We start from the raw sequence: 17,297 nt of genomic DNA, 5'->3' as shown, positions 1-17,297 counted from the left end.
CGGGCCATCGACCAGCACGGGCAGGTCATCGACGTGCTGGTATCAGCCCGCCGCGACGCGGCGGCGGCTCGCCGGTTCTTCACCCGCGCCCCGAAAGTGTTGAAGACGGTACCGGCCGAGGTCGTGACCGACGCCGCAGCCGTCTACCCCGCTGTCCTCGCCGACCTGATCCCGGCCGCCTGGCATCACGTCGAACATTACGCGAACAACCCGATCGAGGCCGATCACAGCCGGCTCAAACACCGCCTCCGATCGATGCGCGGCTTACGCACCGACCGGACCGCCCAGACCGTGATCGCCGGACACGCCTTCGTCCAGAACCTGCGCCGCAGACACTACGAGATCGCCACCGAAACCCCACCCCGGCTACGCGTGGCCGCCACGTTCACCGAACTCGCCACCACGATCTGACCACGCCGCCTCGCCAGGCCGAACACGTCCCCCGATCGACCAACGCAACAGAGCCACCCGGAACCCTCTTCGACGGTCACGCCCTGAGCCGTACCTGACCGTCTCACCAGCACACCGGCCACGGACCGGAAGAACAGCGGTGACTACACCCGGCCCGCCGCCGGTATTCTCATCGGCCACCCCAACGGTGACTCCGCGACGTCCGTCTGAGCTGACGGCTCATGGGTGAACCCTTCTCACCTCCATGGATCGACGGCTTGCCTCGCCGCCTTCACGATCTCTTCCGCCTCAATGTCAACCACGGAAGGCCCCAGATTCTCCGCTGGCCACTCAATGAGTAGCCGGACGCGTCCATCAGGCGGCAGCGGCCAAATCCAATAGCGTTGATTGAGGAGGCGATTGGCGCCGGCGCTTCCGTCCTCAATGATCAAACTTGAGGGCGGATCCGAATCTGAATCTAATGGCGGATAGGGGTCCGCTGTGGTGGCGGAGTTTCCGTCTGGAAAAGCTACGCCGATGCGTAGACTTGCAGGTGGCCCGGCAGATTCGCTTCGGCCCTTGGCCTGCTCCATGCCGAAAGTCCGGAGGAAGTCTTTTCGCTCCGGACTGGCGGCTATCGTTAGCGTAATCTCGAATCCGTTCGGAAATGCCGCGATGTGACTAACTGTCAACGCAACGGTGTTTGTGCGGAAGATTTTCCGCTCGAAGCTTACCGGGTAAGGAATGCAGCCATCCGGCTTGTACCATATAGGCCGTTCTTGGCCGGGATTGCCGTTGCCAAGATTCTCATGGGTTTGGTCGTGTTCGCTCATCGGCATCACATCCTCAGCCCTGTTGGTCAAGTGGCAAAGCTGGCGGCGGTATTCGGAAGCCGCAAACGTTCGATTCACTGTAATAATCGGGACGTTCCCGGGCAAGAGGGTTCAGCCTCGCGCAACAGGCTGACTTGTCGCGTGAGGCTGAGGTTGTTGGTTCTGCCTGGTGGCTGGGGTGTTCACGGTAGGGTGCTTGGTTACTCGGTGAGGGCGTCGCCGCCGAAGTTGTTGATGTACACGTAGCACAGGGCGCCGGACGCCTTGATCGTGTAGCGGCCATAGAGCCCGCCCACATAGTTGGACTTCGGGTTTCCTGAGGCCTGATTGCCGGCCGCGACCACGTTCCCGTTGGCTACGTCGGTAATCCACCAGGAGCATGTACTCACGCCAGGGAGTACCTGATACCAGACGTAGTGGTCAAGGGGGTGGGCATTGATGGGTCCGGCTGTGCAGGTGAAACCGAAGATGTTGGCGCTGCACGACGCTTCCTCGGAGGCCGCTTTTGCGGGGCTGGGGATGAGAAGGACCGTAAGCGCTGCCGCTATGGCGGCCATGGTGTGCTGGAGTCGGTGCGACTTCCGTGGCTCTGCTGCGAGTCTTTGACGGGGTTTGGCCTGGGTCGGAAGTGCTTTCATGGTTGGCTCCTCAAGCTTCACGCGAGGAGGCAGGAGGGGTGAGATGACGCAGTCACTGCGAACCCAGCCGTTTACGCAAGCCCCCGCTGCCCATACATTGACAATATTAGATGAAAAGCCGCCGTGGCGTCAATGTTGAGCAGTGTTGCGGGCATGTCTATTTGTCGTTACGAATGGAAACTTCGATCTTTCCTGTTCTCCGCTTGATTGATCCTTTTCCAACTCGACGTTGGTGGTCATGGCAGGTCTCGGTGCGAGGGAATGGCGTCTACCGGCTTGTTGATAGCGTGGATGCTCTGCCGGCGTTGCCGCTGTACTCGAAGGGAGTCGCCGTGCACCTTCCGACTGCCCCTGACCCGGTGGGGCCACCGCAGCGGGCCGGCGGTGCCGTGGCGCCGTCGCGGAGCCCTGGGGCCGGGATGCTGCTGGTATTGATCGGCGCCGGGCGCATCGTGTTGGAAGGCATCGGGTTCGCCCGGTGGGGGGCCGACCGCGACCCGTGGCAGGTATGGACCTCGGCAACAGCGACGTGCTCGCCCTGCACTGCGGTGTCCTGGCGATCGGCAGTGCCTGCAACATCGTCGGCGCCGCCGCCGGCCGCCACAGCGCTGACGAGGCCACGCGGCAGGCGTGCACGGTTATCACAGCAGTCGGTTACGAGACGTGGATGAGCTACGACGGTGACTACCCCGACCTGTGGGGCGGCGCGGCCGATCAGCACACCCTCGGCTGGCTGCACCCGAACACGATCGCTTACCTGAACGCCGTGCCCTTCGCCGACTAACCAGGCACGCGTCTCTGGGGGCACTGGCAATCCGGGGTGACCTCCGGCGTGGTGTCGTCACGGGTCGCCGTCGGATAGGTGGCAGACTGGCCGCGGTTGGTGGTAGCCGGAGGAGGCAGAGTCGTGGCCCGACGCGGCAAGTTCGCCCGCCTCACCGCCGACTTCGTCGCCACGGTCCGCGAGCTGGGCGGCAGTATCGACCCGCCGGCTTGAGATCACCGCCGACGCAGGCATCCAGTTGATCGGGCTCGGAACGGAGGATCGGCTCCGTCTCGGATAGAGGACTGGCACCCGGCCGGTGATGGACGGCGGGGAATGGACCTTCCCGGCGCATGTCCCAGACGTGCCGGCGCGCCGCACGGAGTATGCGCCAGGTCCCCGAGTTGGCTTTGGTGCGCGAGTACGGCAGGAACGCATCGATGTCGCATGCGGGGGAACCGACGATCTCCAGCGCTCGCGGGCCGTCGCCGCACATCGCGACCGTTACCGACGCCGACGCGGGGCCAGCCGGCTCGTCTCCCTACGGATCGATCCGCCATCCGAGGCCGGAGTGCGGGTGCTGCGCCTGATGGCTTGGATCGGCGATCTCGACCGGATCCGGCAGCTGACGTCCCGAATCGGAATCGTCGCGCAGAGCGACCGGCCACTGTCGTGCCCTCTACCTTTCGGCCGGGTGCGCTCTGTCGTCGAGCGGATCCATGCAGGGGCGGCCGCTCCTAGGCTCATCACTCATGATGATCAAGCGGCACGCGGCCGTAGTGGCCCCAATGGCGGGCTTGCTGCTGGGGTTTCTGGACTTTGTCTGGATCAAGTACCTGCCGTCCCCGCTGGGCGATCTGGGCAACTCCCTAGCCACGTGGGCGGTCGCCGCGTTCCTGCTGACGTACCTCCACCGCTGGCACCTGCCCGCCGGGATCGCCGCGGCGATCGTCTGCCTGGTGGTGGCGGTGCCCAGCTACTACCTGGCCGCGGCCCTGATTCAGAACGACGATTGGAGCAACCTCTACAACACGACGGCGCTGATGTGGATGGGCTTCGGCGTGGTCGCCGGTGTGGTCTTCGGTGGCGGTGGCGTGCTGGCCCGCACGTCCGGCATGCTGCGACTGTCGGCTCTGGCTCTTCCGGCAGCGGTGCTGTTCGCCGAGGGCGTGGTCCATCTCCGCCGGATCACCGACGCGAACTACGAGGCCAGCGAGCAGTGGGCGTACGCCTCGCTGGTCTTCGTCCTGGGTTTGCTGATCACCCTGCTGATAAGCCGCACCTGGCGTGATCGTCTCCTGGCCCTGGCCTGGTCGGTCCCGCTGACTGCGGGCGGCTGGCTACTGCTGACCCTCGCATCGTTCCGCTGATCGACGTCGCAGCATCGCCCCTGGCTGGCAAGACCAAGGTGATACGACCGCAGCGCCCGATCCCGCCGACGTTCGCTGGCGTCAGCCTCCGCGACGCCCAGATCGCCGCCCGCCACGCCGACCCCCCGCACCACCATCCGCTACGACCGGGCCCGGAAGAACCTCGACCGCCACCCCAACTACATCCTCGCCGCCTTCATGGCCTCCGGAACGTAGGCATGATCAAACGCACGACCATGCCGAGTTGAGGGCGTTAGGTGTCGCGGTGGGTACCCGGTCGAGGACCGCCAGCCACGCCCATACCGACGACCTCACCAGCAGCCTCGGCCATGAACGCCCTGTGCTCGGGGTGGCCACGCATCCAGTCGGCGAGCGTCGAGACGAACTCGTCAAGGTTGTCGCCCTCGCTCGTGAACGTCGACTGGCCCCTCGATTTGGTCAGGCTCTCTGCCGGTCAATGAAACCAGGATCAACTGCCGGGAGCGGAGCTGTTGTCCGGAATCGGCGTCGCGTTGACTCTCTCGGCCGGGCCGGTCCGGATGAAGGCGAGCCGCGTACCGTTGGCTTGAAGGGTGAGCAGTTCCGGGGTCGCGGCGAGGACGGTGACGTGCACGGGCGATGCCTCGGAATTGATGGGCGGTGCGCCGGAAGCAGTAGGTGGCGCGCCGGAAGCGTCGGGTGACGCGGTCCATACGGGCGGTGGGCCGAGCATAAGCAGACCCATCCCGCTCTCGGCGGCAAGCACGCCGGGGTCGTTGCCGCCGTACCCGGCTAGCGTCGTCAGCCCGCCGTATATGTCGAAGCCGGCGCTGGTGGCTTTGAACGTCCCGTTGATCGCGTTGACGCCGTCATATGCGAACACCGTGCCGTCCGTCGCCAACTCCAGCGACGCGTCGATGGACGCGGGAATTGCCGTGGTAACGCTCCCTTCGGTCACCGCGGTCAGGCGCCAGTGGCTTTCCACATAGCTGGAACTGACGATCCCGGGCGACGTGGACGGCAGCGCGTCACCGACCGGTGCGGACGTGTCCCGATGGGTGCGCGTCAGAACGACGCCGACCGCGACGACGGCGGCGAGGCCCGCAGCGGCGACGAGGGGAACGAGCCATCGGCTCCGCCGGTCAGGCGCGGGAGAGTCGGTCACATGTAGTTAACGGGCGAACACACTTCGAAGTTGCGCCGACTGCATCCCTCGTCGGCAGCTGACAGCCTTCGTTGCCCACCGGCAACAATCTGAACGATGAACAGCTGAGCGAACCAACATGCCGAGTTGAGTCGTTTCCGCCGATGCTGATCGTAGGCCTAATCCGAAACTTATAATAGCTAGCCGCAGAGGCCCGCCACCCCTGTCTCATTGGTAAGGCTTCCGCGTCTGCCGCACGCTCGCTAGCACGAGACGCTAGGTTGAATCCAAGAGAGCCTGTAGCAGCAATAGCGATCGCGGATTGCTAAAACAGATTTCAACACATGTGCCTCAGGCGAGAACTGGCGTTCGGGAAATCACCCATGCATGCCTCCAAGCGCCCAATTCTCGCCGAATGCCTCCAGTGTTCGATTCGCAATGGCTCTTTGGGATGAAGTCGACGTTAAGTCCTTGACACCGTCAGTGACTTCTTGTCGGATGTCCTTGACTCCGACAGGGAAGAGGTGGACACTTGGACCGGATGGACCGGGTCAGAGCTGCGGCGGTCCGCCAAGGGTGGAGTGTGTCCCAGACGCGCGAAGGTGCTTGGATCTTCAAGAGGCCAGGAGTTGTGCGGGTTTTCAAGCAGGCTCCCCAGCAGTTCCACGAGTGGATTGCTTTTATGAACACCCTGCGCGCAAGTGGGTTGGTCTACCCAGACGAGTGATGGCGCGATGCGGCGGGCCTCCCGCCGCACAGCGTCCTTTTTGGTTGGCAGCGCGAGAGCAAGGAGTCCCGTATGGCCGAGTTCGGGTGGCGCGTCATCGCCGCGTACGGTGCGCCTGAATCAGTGACTGATGAGGTTCTAGGAAGTCTAGCTTCCAGACTGCCAGGGTTCGGGGTTGTGGAACTTGACGATAATTACGAGATTCGACTTGTGTTTGACGTAGTCGCGCCAACACTACGGCTGGCAACTGACGCGGCTCTCAAAGTTGCGCGAGCAGAATACGCCGCGGCATTCGGCGATCCAGGCAATTCCAGAGGCATTGAAGTTACTGAAATGGAGGTTTACCTCCACCGTATTTCTCACCCTCGGCGCCTCGACCTAGTAGGACTAACGGAAATTAGTGAAATGCTCGGCGTGTCGAAGCAACGAGCAGCTGAGATCGCTAAAACGAATGCAGATTTTCCTCCCTCTTTGGCTAATCCAGCGATGGGACCGGTCTACTCGCGTGAAAGCGTGTCTGCCTTCGAAGCAAACTGGGATCGCAAGCGAACCGGGCGGCCTCGTCAAGCGGACAGTTCCCGGGAGCCTGCAACTTGCTAGTTGGCGAGATGTCCAGCAGTGCGACGGAGCAACCTTCGTGTGTTGCAAAAGCCCTGCTGGGCCGCGCTCTTCTGCCGCCGTCCGTGCGCTCGGTGGCCAGCGCGGCAGTCACACTCCGTACGGCCACAGGAGGCCCCTCGGCGCACGCTCTTGCCGATGAGCGCGTGTTGAGGCCTTCAGCCGCCAGCGAGAAACACCTGTCGCTGTTCTTCAGTGACCGCCGCCGGCCTGCCCTGCGGCGGTGAGGTCTCGAGCATCTCAACGGTAGCGTCCGGGCGGACACGTGCTGGCAGCCGGCCGAACTGGGCGGAGCGACTCTGAGCGCTGTCGATGTCAGTGACCTTCTTTTCCATATGACAATGCTTGCATGCCGGCGTCGCCAGGGGTCAGTCCCAGGACGCCCGGATTTGCCGCCGATCGTGCACACCGACCGGAGACGGCCCGTCACGCTGGGTGGTCGGCGTGCGTGCCGTAGCCGATGTGCTGAACTGCCAATGAGTGGATGCTTCGAGATCGTGAGCGGATGTCGTACGGTGGCGCCGCGGGTTCATCAGCACTCCAGCGGTGATCAGTACGCCTCACGGATTCTGAAATATCACTGGTCAAGCCCCGGGTAGAGCGAGCACTTGGAGGTTCAACGTTGCATGATCCTCTCGTCCCGGCCGCCCACCGCTGGCCGCGCTCAAACGGAGGTGCCGCTCAGTGCTGAGCCGCCGTCCCTCGTCCGCCCGTTCGTGATCCACTTGAGTAAATGCTCATTGGCGGCGCTCGGGTCCTCTGCGGTGACGCTCGCATTCTCATACGGATTGGGCCCGTCTCCCGGCTGCCAGGTGGGACGAGTTCCGGGTTGGTATCGGTGATCACCCCGATGTGACACGGTTCGAAAGGCCATAGGTTCCTCATGGCCTGTGGCCACGGCGGTCCGGCAAGTTCGTTGTCAGACATGGAGGTCGAGATGACGGGTGCTGGCCGGTGGGCAGCGGGTGCTGCCGCGTTGTATGTGTTGTGGGGCCTGCTGCACATGGGTCTCGGTGTCTCGATGGTGGTCGGTGGCCTCGCAGACGGTGCGCCCGATACCGAACTGGCAGCCGAGAGCCTCATGTTCTTCATTTGCGCGACGGTGCTGGGAGTGCAGGCCATCTTCGTCGCGCTGGCCATGAACCGTGTCAACAGCCGTCTCGGGTACTGGCTCAACGTCGCCGTGCTCGGTGTTGTCGACGTAGCGTTCCTCGTCTTTCTCGTGGTTCCCGGCTACGTTGACCTCATCGGCGGAATGTCGGGACCGGCTATCTGGCTGATGGCCGCCGCGTGCGCCACGGTGGCACTTCGACGTGAGCCCGTGAGTACTTAGAGCCACAACGGTTCTCGGCAGTACGCCGTGCGGGGCGCGGGCCGTGTTCGTCCATGGCGACTACGGTCCGAACAACATGCCCTTCGACCCCATCGCCCACGCCACGACCAGCGCATCCGGCTGCTGGCGTACGCGATCCTCGACGGCACCCTAATCCCGATCGATCGAGTCGCCGATCAGAAGCTCACTACTCCGGGAAACACAAACGGCACGGCGTGAACGTCCAGGTCATCGCGGATGCCGTCGGCCGACTCGTGTGGGCCTCGGCCGCGCTGCCCGGCTCGACCCACGACCTGACCGCTGCCCGCGCCCACGGCATCATCGATGCCCTGACCAGTGCAGACGTGGTGACTTTCGCCGACAAGGGATATCAGGGCGCCCGGGGCAGCGTGCGCACCCCGTTCCAACGACGCCGTGTCCGGCCGAAGCTGTCACGCCGGCAGAAGGCGGTCAGCCGATAGGGACGCCGGGGCGCTCGCCACCCGGCGGTGTCGCGCGCAGCCGCTCCAGGTAGGAGTCGCCCAGCGCCGGGTGGGCGCGGCACAGCTCGGTCGCCTCGGCCAGGTCGGCCGGGTCGTGGCGGGCGCCGTACCGGGTGATCAGGCTCCATGCGCGGCCTGCGGCCCGGGTCGCGCGGTCGTCCGGGTCGCTGTTGTCCAAGGCGGCCTGCCATGCCTCCGCCGCCCAGTCGAGATCGGCCGAGTGCCCGTCGGCGTGGTAGCGCGCCAGGTGCAGGTCGCCGCGGATGCCCTCGACCCAGGCCAGCACCGCGGGCCGGTCGCGGGCCTCCTGGCGGCGCACACCGCAGATGTTGAGCGCCCGGTCCAGATCGCCCGGCGCGCGGCGGTGAAGGAACACCTGGGCGGCGGTCATCGAGGCCACGAGCGGGTCGTCGGCACTGCCGAAGATACTGAACCGCAGACCCCGCAGTTTGCGCACCGCACGGTCGAGCTCGTGCGGGTCGTTCAGGACGATCGCCCGTTCGCTGCGCGCGACCAGCCGGTACATAGCGGGGGTCATCCGTACGGGAACGTTCATAGGCGATCGAATATAACCGATGCCGGCTACCGACGGGTCCGTAACGCGAAGGGGTGTATCTAGCATTCGGCTCTGTCTGGCTTTCGGTGGTGACGGTGGGTGAGCTTCTAGCCGAGCAGGATGCGGTGGCGGAGGAGTTCGAAGCTGGCGCGTCCATACATTTGGCGTTTCAGCAGCTTGGTTTTGGTGGGGCCATCCCAGGCCGTCAGAATCAGTGGGTAGTCGGGGCCGTTTCGACTCGTGGTGCCCGTGGTCGGCTTGCTGACCCGGGGGGAGTGGTATCGCGGTTTCGGTGAGCGTAGTGCGGGTGACCTGGCTCGATAGGGCGGTGACGGCGGCGGGTTGCGCCACGTATTGATGGGTCAGTGGCCGGTTCGTCTCTGCGTGAGGTGATCTTCAATGCCGACACCCCCTGCCGTTCCCTGATACTGCGCCGCCGGATGCCTTCGACACGTGGTTGCACAGCACCCCGCCGGTACCGCGGACGCGTGGTCGAGGTCGGTCGATGGCCGCGGGTGGTTTGCGGTTTGCGTTTTACGGGCGGATTTCGACGGCGGAGTATCAGGATCCGGTGTCGTCGCGGGCGTGGCAGGTGGAAGCGGCGCAGCGGGTGGTCGCCGGTCGAGGCCGGATTGTCGTGGAGTTCTTCGACCCGGGCGCATCACGGAGTCTGCCGTGGCACAAGCGGCCTGCGGCCGCCGCTTTGATGGCTGCGACGGCGGAGCCCGATCGTGGGTTCGATGCGGTGGTGGTGGCGGAATTTGAGCGGGCGTTCGCCGGTGGTGGTGAGGCTCGCCGGGTGATCGATCAGCTGCAGGCATGCGGGGTGCAGGTGTGGTTGCCGGAGGCTGAGGGGCCGGTTGACCTCGGTAGCGCCGACCATCGGGCGTTGTTGATGTTGTTGGGTCATCAGTCGCAGCGGGAGGTGTTGCGGACCCGGGTTCGGGTGCGGGCGGCGATGATAGTCCAGGTACGCGAGCAAGGCCGGCATTTCGGTGGCCGTCCGCCGTACGGCTACCAGTTGGTGGACGGTGGCCCGCACCCGAACGCGGTGCAGGCGAGCTGGGGCCGGCGCCAACACCGGCTGGCGGTGGATCCGGTGGCGGCGGAGTATGTGCGGTGGATCTTCGCCCGGCGTCTGGAGGGGTGGAGTGCGGCGGGGATTGCGCGGGTGTTGAATGAGCGGCGGGTGCCGTCGCCGGGGGTCTATGACCGGGCCCAGAATCCGCATCGGGAGGGCACGGTGTGGACGTTGCGGACGGTGTCGGCGATTCTGGCGAACCCCCGGTATACGGGTCGGCAGGTGTGGAATCGGCAGTTCACCGATCACCGGGAGGCGGTGCCGGGGGACCGGCGGACCAGTTCCGGCCCGGTCCGGGTCTGGAATCCCCGTACCGACTGGGTGGTTCACCCGGAGCGTACTCATCCGGCGTTGGTCAGTGACGAGGACTTCACTGCGGTCCAGGAGATCACCGCCCGCGCCACGCCTGAGGACGGTCTGCAGCGCCGGTACGCGCTGACCGGGCTGCTGGTCTGCGAGCTCTGTGGGCGACGGATGTCCGGGCACTGGGTGAACGGCCGGGCCGGTTACCGCTGTCGGCATGGGCACACCAGCGCTCAGCCGGCCGACGAGGATGCGCCGCGCTGGGTGTACCGGTCCGAAGGGCGTCTCGTGGAGGATCTGATTGCGGCGAATCCGGACCTTGCCGGTCTGGCGAATGCCGGGGATGTCGCAGCGTATTTGAAGGCGCGGGGCATGGTGGTCGTGTGCGGGCACGGCACTCTGGCGATCGAGGATGCCGCCGGTGAGCCGACGGAGCCTCCCACTGTCGATGCTGTTCAGGTGGACGGCATCCCGATCGAGAATGCGGTGCCGACCGAGTCACCGGTGGGGGAGGGGAAGGCATCCGGCGCGGCGTCGACGGTGTCATTTGAGGGCTGGCCGGCAAGGCGATCGCCGTTGCGGAATGGCCAGGAGTTGGAGAAAGGACAGGTAGCACAAAACCCCAATATCGATCAGCGGCGAGCGCAAAGATCGATATGGGGTTTAACGTGTCCGAGGCCCAACACAGCGGATATTCACACCGTCATCGCCAGTCATGAGCTGAGAGTCAGCACGGATGAGACTTTTCCGCACGGCACTCACTAACGGAAGCAAGGTCGTCGCGTTCTCGGGTAGCCGCTGGTCACTACGGTGACCAAGTCGTGTGATCGGCGGCTGGCTTGGCGGGTGGCCTGGGTGAGTTCCCCCCGTTTCGACGGAGCGGTGGTTACCTGCTTCCGGCGGGGGCAGGGCGATGTTGGTCGGGCCTGCATGGAAGCGGGGTGGTTCACGAGCGACGCGTTCCAACAGGCTGTCGTGGCCCGTGGCCCGTGGCCCGTGGCCCGTGGCCGGATGCGCCTCGGCGCCGAACTTGTCGTACCTATGCGCGACACTAGGTCTCGTGGGAGCCGATGGACACGATGAACGAGTTGGATTCGCAGAACGAGATCATTTCGGCGTGTTTTTGACCTTACCCGGTCTTGGAGATCGACCAAAACGCACCTGCGTCCCGCCGCCGATGATCAGCCGACCCACCTTGCTCCCGCTCGGTGAGCTCAACGAGTACGAGTTCGAGTCTCTGACCGTCGAGATTGCCGAAGAGGTCGACCGACATCCGCAGGCGCGGCGCTACGGCAAGCGCGGGCAGTGCCAGCGCGGGATCGATGTTGTGGCGCTGGTAGACCGCAGCACCTATGTCGGCTATCAGTGCAAGCGGGTCAACGAATTCGGTCCGTCCGATCTGCGCCGTGCAGTCGAGGCATTCGCCACTAATCCACCCCTCGCCATTCGGACCCTGATCATCGTCGTTTCGTGTGTCGTCGAGCGAACTCAGGTGGAGCAGGAGCTGCGCCAACTGCACGAGCGGTTCCCACACCTGACCTTCGAGCTTCGGGATGGGAAAGCCGTATCACGATCGCTTCGCAGCGTACCCGCGGTCGTCGACGCCTACTTCGGGCCGGTCTATCGGCATCTGTTCTGCACACAGTCATCGGACGAGAGCGAGACCGGCAGAGAACATGCCGCCCTTCGCCCGCGGCAGTTGCCGGCCGGAGTTGGCGACTTTGCCGGACGGCAGCATGAACTGGAGGTGCTTTCGAGGATCCTGCCCGACGCGGGCTCGGCTGCCGCCACGTGGGTAATCGTGGGTCGAGGTGGGGTGGGCAAGACCACCCTCGCTGTCGAATCAGCCAGGTCGCTGGAGGCTGCATTCCCGGACGGCACACTGTTCGCGGACCTGCACGGTGGGCAAGCCACGCCGAAGCCGCCCGGCGAGGTACTAGCTGGCTTAATGCGCGGGCTCGGCATTCCCGAGGAACAGCTTCCCACGGACGACGAGGCACGCGCCGCATTCTTTCGTACAGCAACCCACCACAAGACCGTCTTGATCATCCTTGACGACGCCGCTGACGAGCGCCAGGTTCGGCCCTTGATTCCTACGGGGGTCCGTTGCCGCGTTATCGTCACCAGCCGCTCCGATCTACTCGGCCTTAGCGGCGCTACCCGAATCCAGCTAGATTCGCTGGAAAGCCAGGCGTCGCAGGATCTGCTAGCGAACATCGCCGGTGAGCAGGCTCAGAGCGCACCGTCGGCATTGACGGAGGTCGCAGATCTGTGCGGACATCTCCCTCTGGCGCTGCGAATTGCAGGCAACATCCTTGCCGGGCATGGTTGGACGATCGGGTATCTGCGTGATCAGTTACGTGACGAGCGACGCCGGCTGGCCCGCCTTTGCGTGGGTGACCTAGACGTGCGGGCCAGCTTCTCATTGTCGCTGCGCAAGTTTCCTGCCGCGACTCGGCAGCTGTTTCGTCGACTCAGCCTGCTACCTGGTCCCGACTTTGATCTATCGATGGCAGCCCTTCTGGTCGAAGCGTCCGATGCAACCGTCGAACGCAGGCTCGGCGAGCTAGCCCGGCTCAGCCTGGTTGATCACGTCAAGGCAGACGGGCGATATCAACTTCACGACTTGGTCCGGGTATTCGCCCATGACCTGCTGACCGAGCATGAAGACGATGACGCTGTCGATCGCGTCACCAGCCGAGTCTTCAGCGACCTTGTTCGCCGCGCGGAGACCGCAGGCCGAGCGCTGGAATGCGAGACTGAGGCTACCGATCCGCGTGGGCAACGATCGGCGCTGGCCTGGTTTGACGCCTATCAGCAGAATCTGACCGCAGCCGTCGAAATGCTGCTGGACATGAACGCTATCGCCGATGCAGCCTATGCCACGCTTTGGCTCCGTCGCTACATAGAGATCCGCAGTCAGTGGTCGAGCCTGTTGCCGTTGCTGGAACGCGGCGTCCGGTGCTCTCAGAACTGCGGCCGCTCTGAGATTGAGATGATCTTTCTATCATCGACGGTCGAGGCGCTTAAACATCTCCGCCAACTTGACCGAGCGCTGGATACAGCCAATCGTTTCGTTGCACTGGCAAATACTGCAGGCGAACCGATTCTGCAGGCTGAGGCGCATAACGCCCGCGGCAACGTCCTGCAGGATATGCACCACACCACCGACGCGTTGCACGACTACGAACAGGCGCTGAATCTATGGCGCGGCAACGGATCCGACGCCAACATCGGAACCGCGCTGCACAACATTGCCTGCGTGTACCGTGACCACGGCCATTATGAGCAGGCGACCAAATACTACGAACAAGACTTGCAGCGCCGCCGAAAAGTCGGCGATAAATGGGGCGAAGCGTGGACTCTCAACAGCATAGGAGTGGTGCGTAAACGCGCGGGAGATTTCCCTCAGTCTGTCGACGCATTGCGCCAAGCCGAACACATCTACCGAGATCTGGGCGACCATCAGCGGCGAGGCTTCGCGTTGCATGACTTGGGAAACACACTGATGTTGATGGAGAATCATACCGAGGCGCGCCAATGCTTCGAGGAGGAATTAGCGATCTGCCGTCAGCGCGGCGACCGAAAAGATGAAGTAGATGCCCTAGCAGGTATTGCCATGACTCACCTGATCACAGGCGATCCAGTTACTGCGCTGCAGATGTTGGAGCAATGTATCGCGCTTCACCTTTCCATGAATGATGAGGACGGCGCTGCGGAGAGTTTGATGGCTTGCGCTCAGGCGTATTCGGCACTTGATCGTCCGAACGACGCGCTTAACGCCCTCGACACTGTCACAGCACACTATCGTGAACGCGGTGACCGGTTCCGTCTCGCAAAATGTCTCGCGGATGTCGCCGAAATTCTAGACGATACCGGTCGGTATGAGGAGGCCGCCAATGTGGCACGCGAGGTGGATAAACTCGAGCAAGAGATGTTCGAAGATGTGCCCGGAAATGCGCATATTGGTGCCCCAGATCGCCTCACATAAGCCTCTGAGGCTGCCAGCGAAAGGATTCCGGCGTATAGGTTGACTCGGCCGCCTGATTGCTGAGGTGTCATCGGCTTCCGCGGCGCCGAGGCGCCGATGGCCAGGGAGCCGGCGGGCGTCGCGGTCCACGGTGTAACCAGAATGCCGGTATCGAGGTCGTGGTCACTGGCGGCTCTCACCCACTGCCATGACGATCGTGATCAGCAGGGCGACGACTGGATTTTGTCGGCCGGAAACAGGGGGGCCGAGGATCTGTGCCGTTGCGGTGTCGGCGTCACCGGGCGGACCAACACGGCGTGGTGGTCGGTTGGGTGACGGAGACGGGTGGACCTTCAGGAGCTGTCTTTGACAGGTCATTGATGGCTGATATGCCCCTTCATTCCAGTGGCGCCCTAGTGCATGCCATGAAATGACTCTTAGTCGCTTGCGTCCATATTCGCTCCTTTAGGATCACGAGTATTCCCCTCCACGGTTTCTTCTTCGTCAACTGGGTTGAGCGCCAGCGAATGGAAGAGTGCGCTCTCCGCAGAAAGAGGAGATTCAGTTCCTTTGCCGAAAAGTGACCAAAGGCGCGCATGCTCGACAGCAGGCCCTGTAAATGGAGCGACGGAGTATCTTTCCCGGCGAAGCATCCAGACTTTGTCCATTACAGTGTTGAGTTGCCGCTCGGATTCGAGCATCGTTTTGCTGCCATGTTCGTATATCTTTGTGAGCGAAATCTTCAGTTTTGGAGAAGAGAGGCCAACGATTTCCGTTGCCTCGCGAAATAGCAAAAATGCCGCCTGATCAAGTGCCCATCCCCGCCCTGTTAACTCCGGAAACCTCTTGGCATCGTAATCCGGCTGGAATTGAATAAGCATCTCACGCGCGGCTGGCCAGTCAGTCTTGTTGCGAAAATGCGCCATCTCCCCTAATGCCCAGTTGAATGCACCTAGCCGCCGCAATCCTGCCAACTCGAGCCAGTCGCGTGGGGTCGCATCAGGATTGACTTCAAGGCTTCTGGCCTTATCTTCCTTAAGGCGCCATGATCTGAGGCGTGCCACCTGTTCAAGAATGACGCGAAGGAGACCCATGGCGCGATCGTCGTCCTCAAGCCACAGCCAGTAGGCGGAGCGAATCGCAGTACTGGCTGTCGCTGCAGCCTCTCCGACCGGTGTTCCTCGGTTCCACAGAGCAGCGATGCCTGCAATCTCGGAGGGAATTACATATTGGAATTCTCGCCCGAGCATGCTATCCAGGTTAAAGGCGTCTCCAAGAATTGTTCGTTCTTCCTCGAAAGCTTCAAGGGCAGATTCAGCAGATCGCGCGCGTGCAGCGTAGAAATGTAAATCGATGAATTCATCGTCCCGGAAAAGCCTGCCCGCCGGTCGCTCACCTTGATTAACAGCACGGTAGTCATTCCTCGCAGTTGAGAACCTTGCTTGGATCTCTGGACTTAAACCTGTAGTCGGCACTAGCGGCCACAGGCTCCATGGTTGCGGCGGGATTGAGCCGCCAGGGCTGATCATTTCCGGCGCTGCTACGAGCCTGCCTGCAGACGGCATTCCGATCTCGGTTGCCAAGCTGCGGATACATACGCGAATCCGTCGGACGATCATGGCAATGGCCTCTGAGATGAGACTATATGCCCGCTGCACTGCACGGCTACTTTCGGGGTTATCTGATGCCTTTAGAAGATGGGCAGCATCCCAGTGAGCCGCTTCTACAAGAGGGCCTCTACCGTGCATCAATTCGCTCAGCTCGATGAAAACTGCGCCTGCTCTTCGCCCGCTCCATAGGCTGGAGGGGATATCCATGCGACCCCTTGTAGTCTTGTTTCTACGCGCGCCTAGATTGAGTTCAACATCCCATACACGCTGAATGAACTCAGCTCGCGTTTCACCCTGACGATGCGCAGTTCTGGTGTTGTGCGCTAGGTTTTCTGTCCATCTTTCGAGCTGTTGGCGTGCAATCATCGCGGCACCCACGATTTGTCCAGCGAAAGACAATCGTGCAATAGCGACAACACTATCTAGGCCCCAGCTTAAATGGTCTGCCCATCCCATTCGGAATGATCGACTAGTGCCGAATGGGGAAGCCGGCAACCGATTGCTATCAGCTCCAAGTCTCGCAAGTGCCATATCCGCATGAACAACAGCGCCTAGCGTAGCTCGGATGCCAGCAAAGTCCGCCCTGCGAGGATCGGTGAAGCGGACCATCCGGGCATTATGTCGTGCGATCAATGCCTCACGGACTGCTTCTGGTCCGTCACTCGAGACCGCTTCATATCCCGCGATGGTGGGTGCCACTCTGGCTCCACGAATGTCGGCTTCGTGGGCTTCGAGCAGCGAGGCCGCCGCCTCCGACCGCTGAGCGCGCATCCTGCGCTTCTCGCGGCGCCGCCTACTGGCTCGACCCATGTCAGCCTCCGTCTTCCCGAAATCTGTGCGGATGCGGCAACTTGACGCATCCCAATCGAACAATCTTGCGGTGCCATCCCTTGGCGGTGGACGGAGGGTACGCGCGGATCGGCAACTAGGGCACGTTAATTACCGAAGCAATCGGCGGCCCAACTCCCGTCGTGTCATCTGGGTTTGCCAGCGCAAGCATCCCGGCCTCAGTGGACGATCGCTCGAACCCGTCGCCACTGGTGGGCAAGCGTCATCGCTATGTCTGTACCGAATGTTGCGTTTCGCCACTTTTTAAGAAGGGCGTTCTTGGACGTAAAGAGGTGCTGGGACGTCCTGATTCTGAGGGTTCATGAATGTTTCATAGGCCTGTGAAGCTGGGCGAAGCCGGTAGTCAGAGCGCTGGAGCCTTGGATGACCGGTGGTGATAGGCCCCGGCCGTCCGTGACCTGCTCCGGGCGGCCGGGTTGTCACCCCCCGCTGGGGAGGGGCGATGAATCTGAGAGGGCGGTTATAGAGATTACGTCCTTTTAGGGGCAAGGGTGAATATTCCGGTCTCGCTCTCGGTGACGAGCTTGCGGTTGACCAGGCGTTTCAGCTTGGCGCGGGTGCCTTCGACGTTCTTGTGCAGTGGTTCGATGTCGAGGGCGAGGCAGACGTCCTTGGCCCGCATCCCGGTGGTGGACGTGCCCAGAACAGCGA

General features: G+C 63.0%; 13 protein-coding genes and 2 pseudogenes. 8 read left to right on the top strand and 7 right to left on the bottom strand.

The window, feature by feature from the left end:
- Positions 1–411 (top strand): DDE-type integrase/transposase/recombinase (locus QLQ12_RS45925; protein WP_282767396.1); only part of this gene is annotated, 411 nt, incomplete at its 5' end.
- Between the two features lie 236 nt (positions 412–647).
- On the opposite strand, the gene QLQ12_RS45920 is transcribed toward QLQ12_RS45925, so the two are convergent.
- Both QLQ12_RS45920 and QLQ12_RS45915 read right to left on the bottom strand, forming a co-directional pair.
- Positions 648–1,223, bottom strand: coding sequence for a hypothetical protein (locus QLQ12_RS45920; RefSeq protein ID WP_282767395.1), 576 nt, complete (start codon positions 1,221–1,223; stop codon positions 648–650).
- A gap of 200 nt (positions 1,224–1,423) precedes the next feature.
- Complete coding sequence (locus QLQ12_RS45915) at positions 1,424–1,861, bottom strand: hypothetical protein (protein ID WP_282767394.1); 438 nt, start codon at positions 1,859–1,861, stop codon at positions 1,424–1,426.
- Between the two features lie 508 nt (positions 1,862–2,369).
- Between QLQ12_RS45915 and QLQ12_RS45910 the strand changes: the two genes are divergently transcribed.
- Positions 2,370–2,645, top strand: a complete 276-nt coding sequence (locus QLQ12_RS45910) for a hypothetical protein (RefSeq protein WP_282767393.1) — start codon at positions 2,370–2,372, stop codon at positions 2,643–2,645.
- A gap of 698 nt (positions 2,646–3,343) precedes the next feature.
- Positions 3,344–3,994 carry a DUF6518 family protein gene (locus QLQ12_RS45905; protein WP_328518355.1) on the top strand — a complete coding sequence of 217 codons (651 nt, stop codon included), beginning with the start codon at positions 3,344–3,346 and terminating at the stop codon, positions 3,992–3,994.
- A 469-nt stretch (positions 3,995–4,463) separates the two neighbouring features.
- On the opposite strand, the gene QLQ12_RS45900 is transcribed toward QLQ12_RS45905, so the two are convergent.
- Complete coding sequence (locus QLQ12_RS45900) at positions 4,464–5,138, bottom strand: META domain-containing protein (protein ID WP_282767391.1); 675 nt, start codon at positions 5,136–5,138, stop codon at positions 4,464–4,466.
- Positions 5,139–5,916: 778 nt separating this feature from the next.
- On the opposite strand from QLQ12_RS45900, the gene QLQ12_RS45895 reads away from it, so the two are divergent.
- Positions 5,917–6,444 (top strand): hypothetical protein, encoded by a 528-nt coding sequence (locus tag QLQ12_RS45895; protein ID WP_282767390.1) that lies wholly within the window; start codon positions 5,917–5,919, stop codon positions 6,442–6,444.
- Between the two features lie 176 nt (positions 6,445–6,620).
- On the opposite strand, the gene QLQ12_RS45890 is transcribed toward QLQ12_RS45895, so the two are convergent.
- Positions 6,621–6,797: a hypothetical protein gene (locus QLQ12_RS45890; protein ID WP_282767389.1), complete on the bottom strand. Its 177-nt coding sequence runs from the start codon at positions 6,795–6,797 to the stop codon at positions 6,621–6,623.
- Between the two features lie 590 nt (positions 6,798–7,387).
- Here QLQ12_RS45890 and QLQ12_RS45885 point away from each other — a divergent pair.
- Entirely contained in the window at positions 7,388–7,795 is a 408-nt protein-coding gene (locus tag QLQ12_RS45885; protein WP_282767388.1) for a hypothetical protein, read from the top strand.
- A gap of 108 nt (positions 7,796–7,903) precedes the next feature.
- Positions 7,904–8,253, top strand: a pseudogene (locus tag QLQ12_RS45880) (transposase family protein); the annotation flags it as partial.
- Here QLQ12_RS45880 and QLQ12_RS45875 read toward each other — a convergent pair.
- On the bottom strand, positions 8,246–8,833 hold the full coding sequence (locus tag QLQ12_RS45875; protein WP_282767387.1) for a polysaccharide deacetylase family protein: 588 nt from the start codon (positions 8,831–8,833) through the stop codon (positions 8,246–8,248). The pseudogene QLQ12_RS45880 and the gene QLQ12_RS45875 overlap by 8 nt on opposite strands.
- 505 nt (positions 8,834–9,338) lie before the next feature.
- Between QLQ12_RS45875 and QLQ12_RS45870 the strand changes: the two genes are divergently transcribed.
- Positions 9,339–10,982, top strand: coding sequence for a recombinase family protein (locus QLQ12_RS45870; RefSeq protein WP_282767386.1), 1,644 nt, complete (start codon positions 9,339–9,341; stop codon positions 10,980–10,982).
- A gap of 295 nt (positions 10,983–11,277) precedes the next feature.
- Positions 11,278–14,208, top strand: a complete 2,931-nt coding sequence (locus QLQ12_RS45865; protein ID WP_282767385.1) for an ATP-binding protein — start codon at positions 11,278–11,280, stop codon at positions 14,206–14,208.
- A 416-nt stretch (positions 14,209–14,624) separates the two neighbouring features.
- Here QLQ12_RS45865 and QLQ12_RS45860 read toward each other — a convergent pair whose 3' ends face one another.
- Positions 14,625–16,163 (bottom strand): hypothetical protein, encoded by a 1,539-nt coding sequence (locus QLQ12_RS45860; protein ID WP_282767384.1) that lies wholly within the window; start codon positions 16,161–16,163, stop codon positions 14,625–14,627.
- Positions 16,164–17,115: 952 nt separating this feature from the next.
- A pseudogene (locus tag QLQ12_RS45855) lies at positions 17,116–17,297 on the bottom strand (hypothetical protein); the annotation flags it as partial.

Origin of the sequence: Actinoplanes sandaracinus, from assembly GCF_030009775.1 — a bacterium.
GTDB classification, from domain to species: domain Bacteria; phylum Actinomycetota; class Actinomycetes; order Mycobacteriales; family Micromonosporaceae; genus Actinoplanes; species Actinoplanes sandaracinus.
The sequence above is the reverse complement of the archived record's forward strand: the minus strand, read 5'-3'. Positions and strand labels throughout refer to the sequence as shown.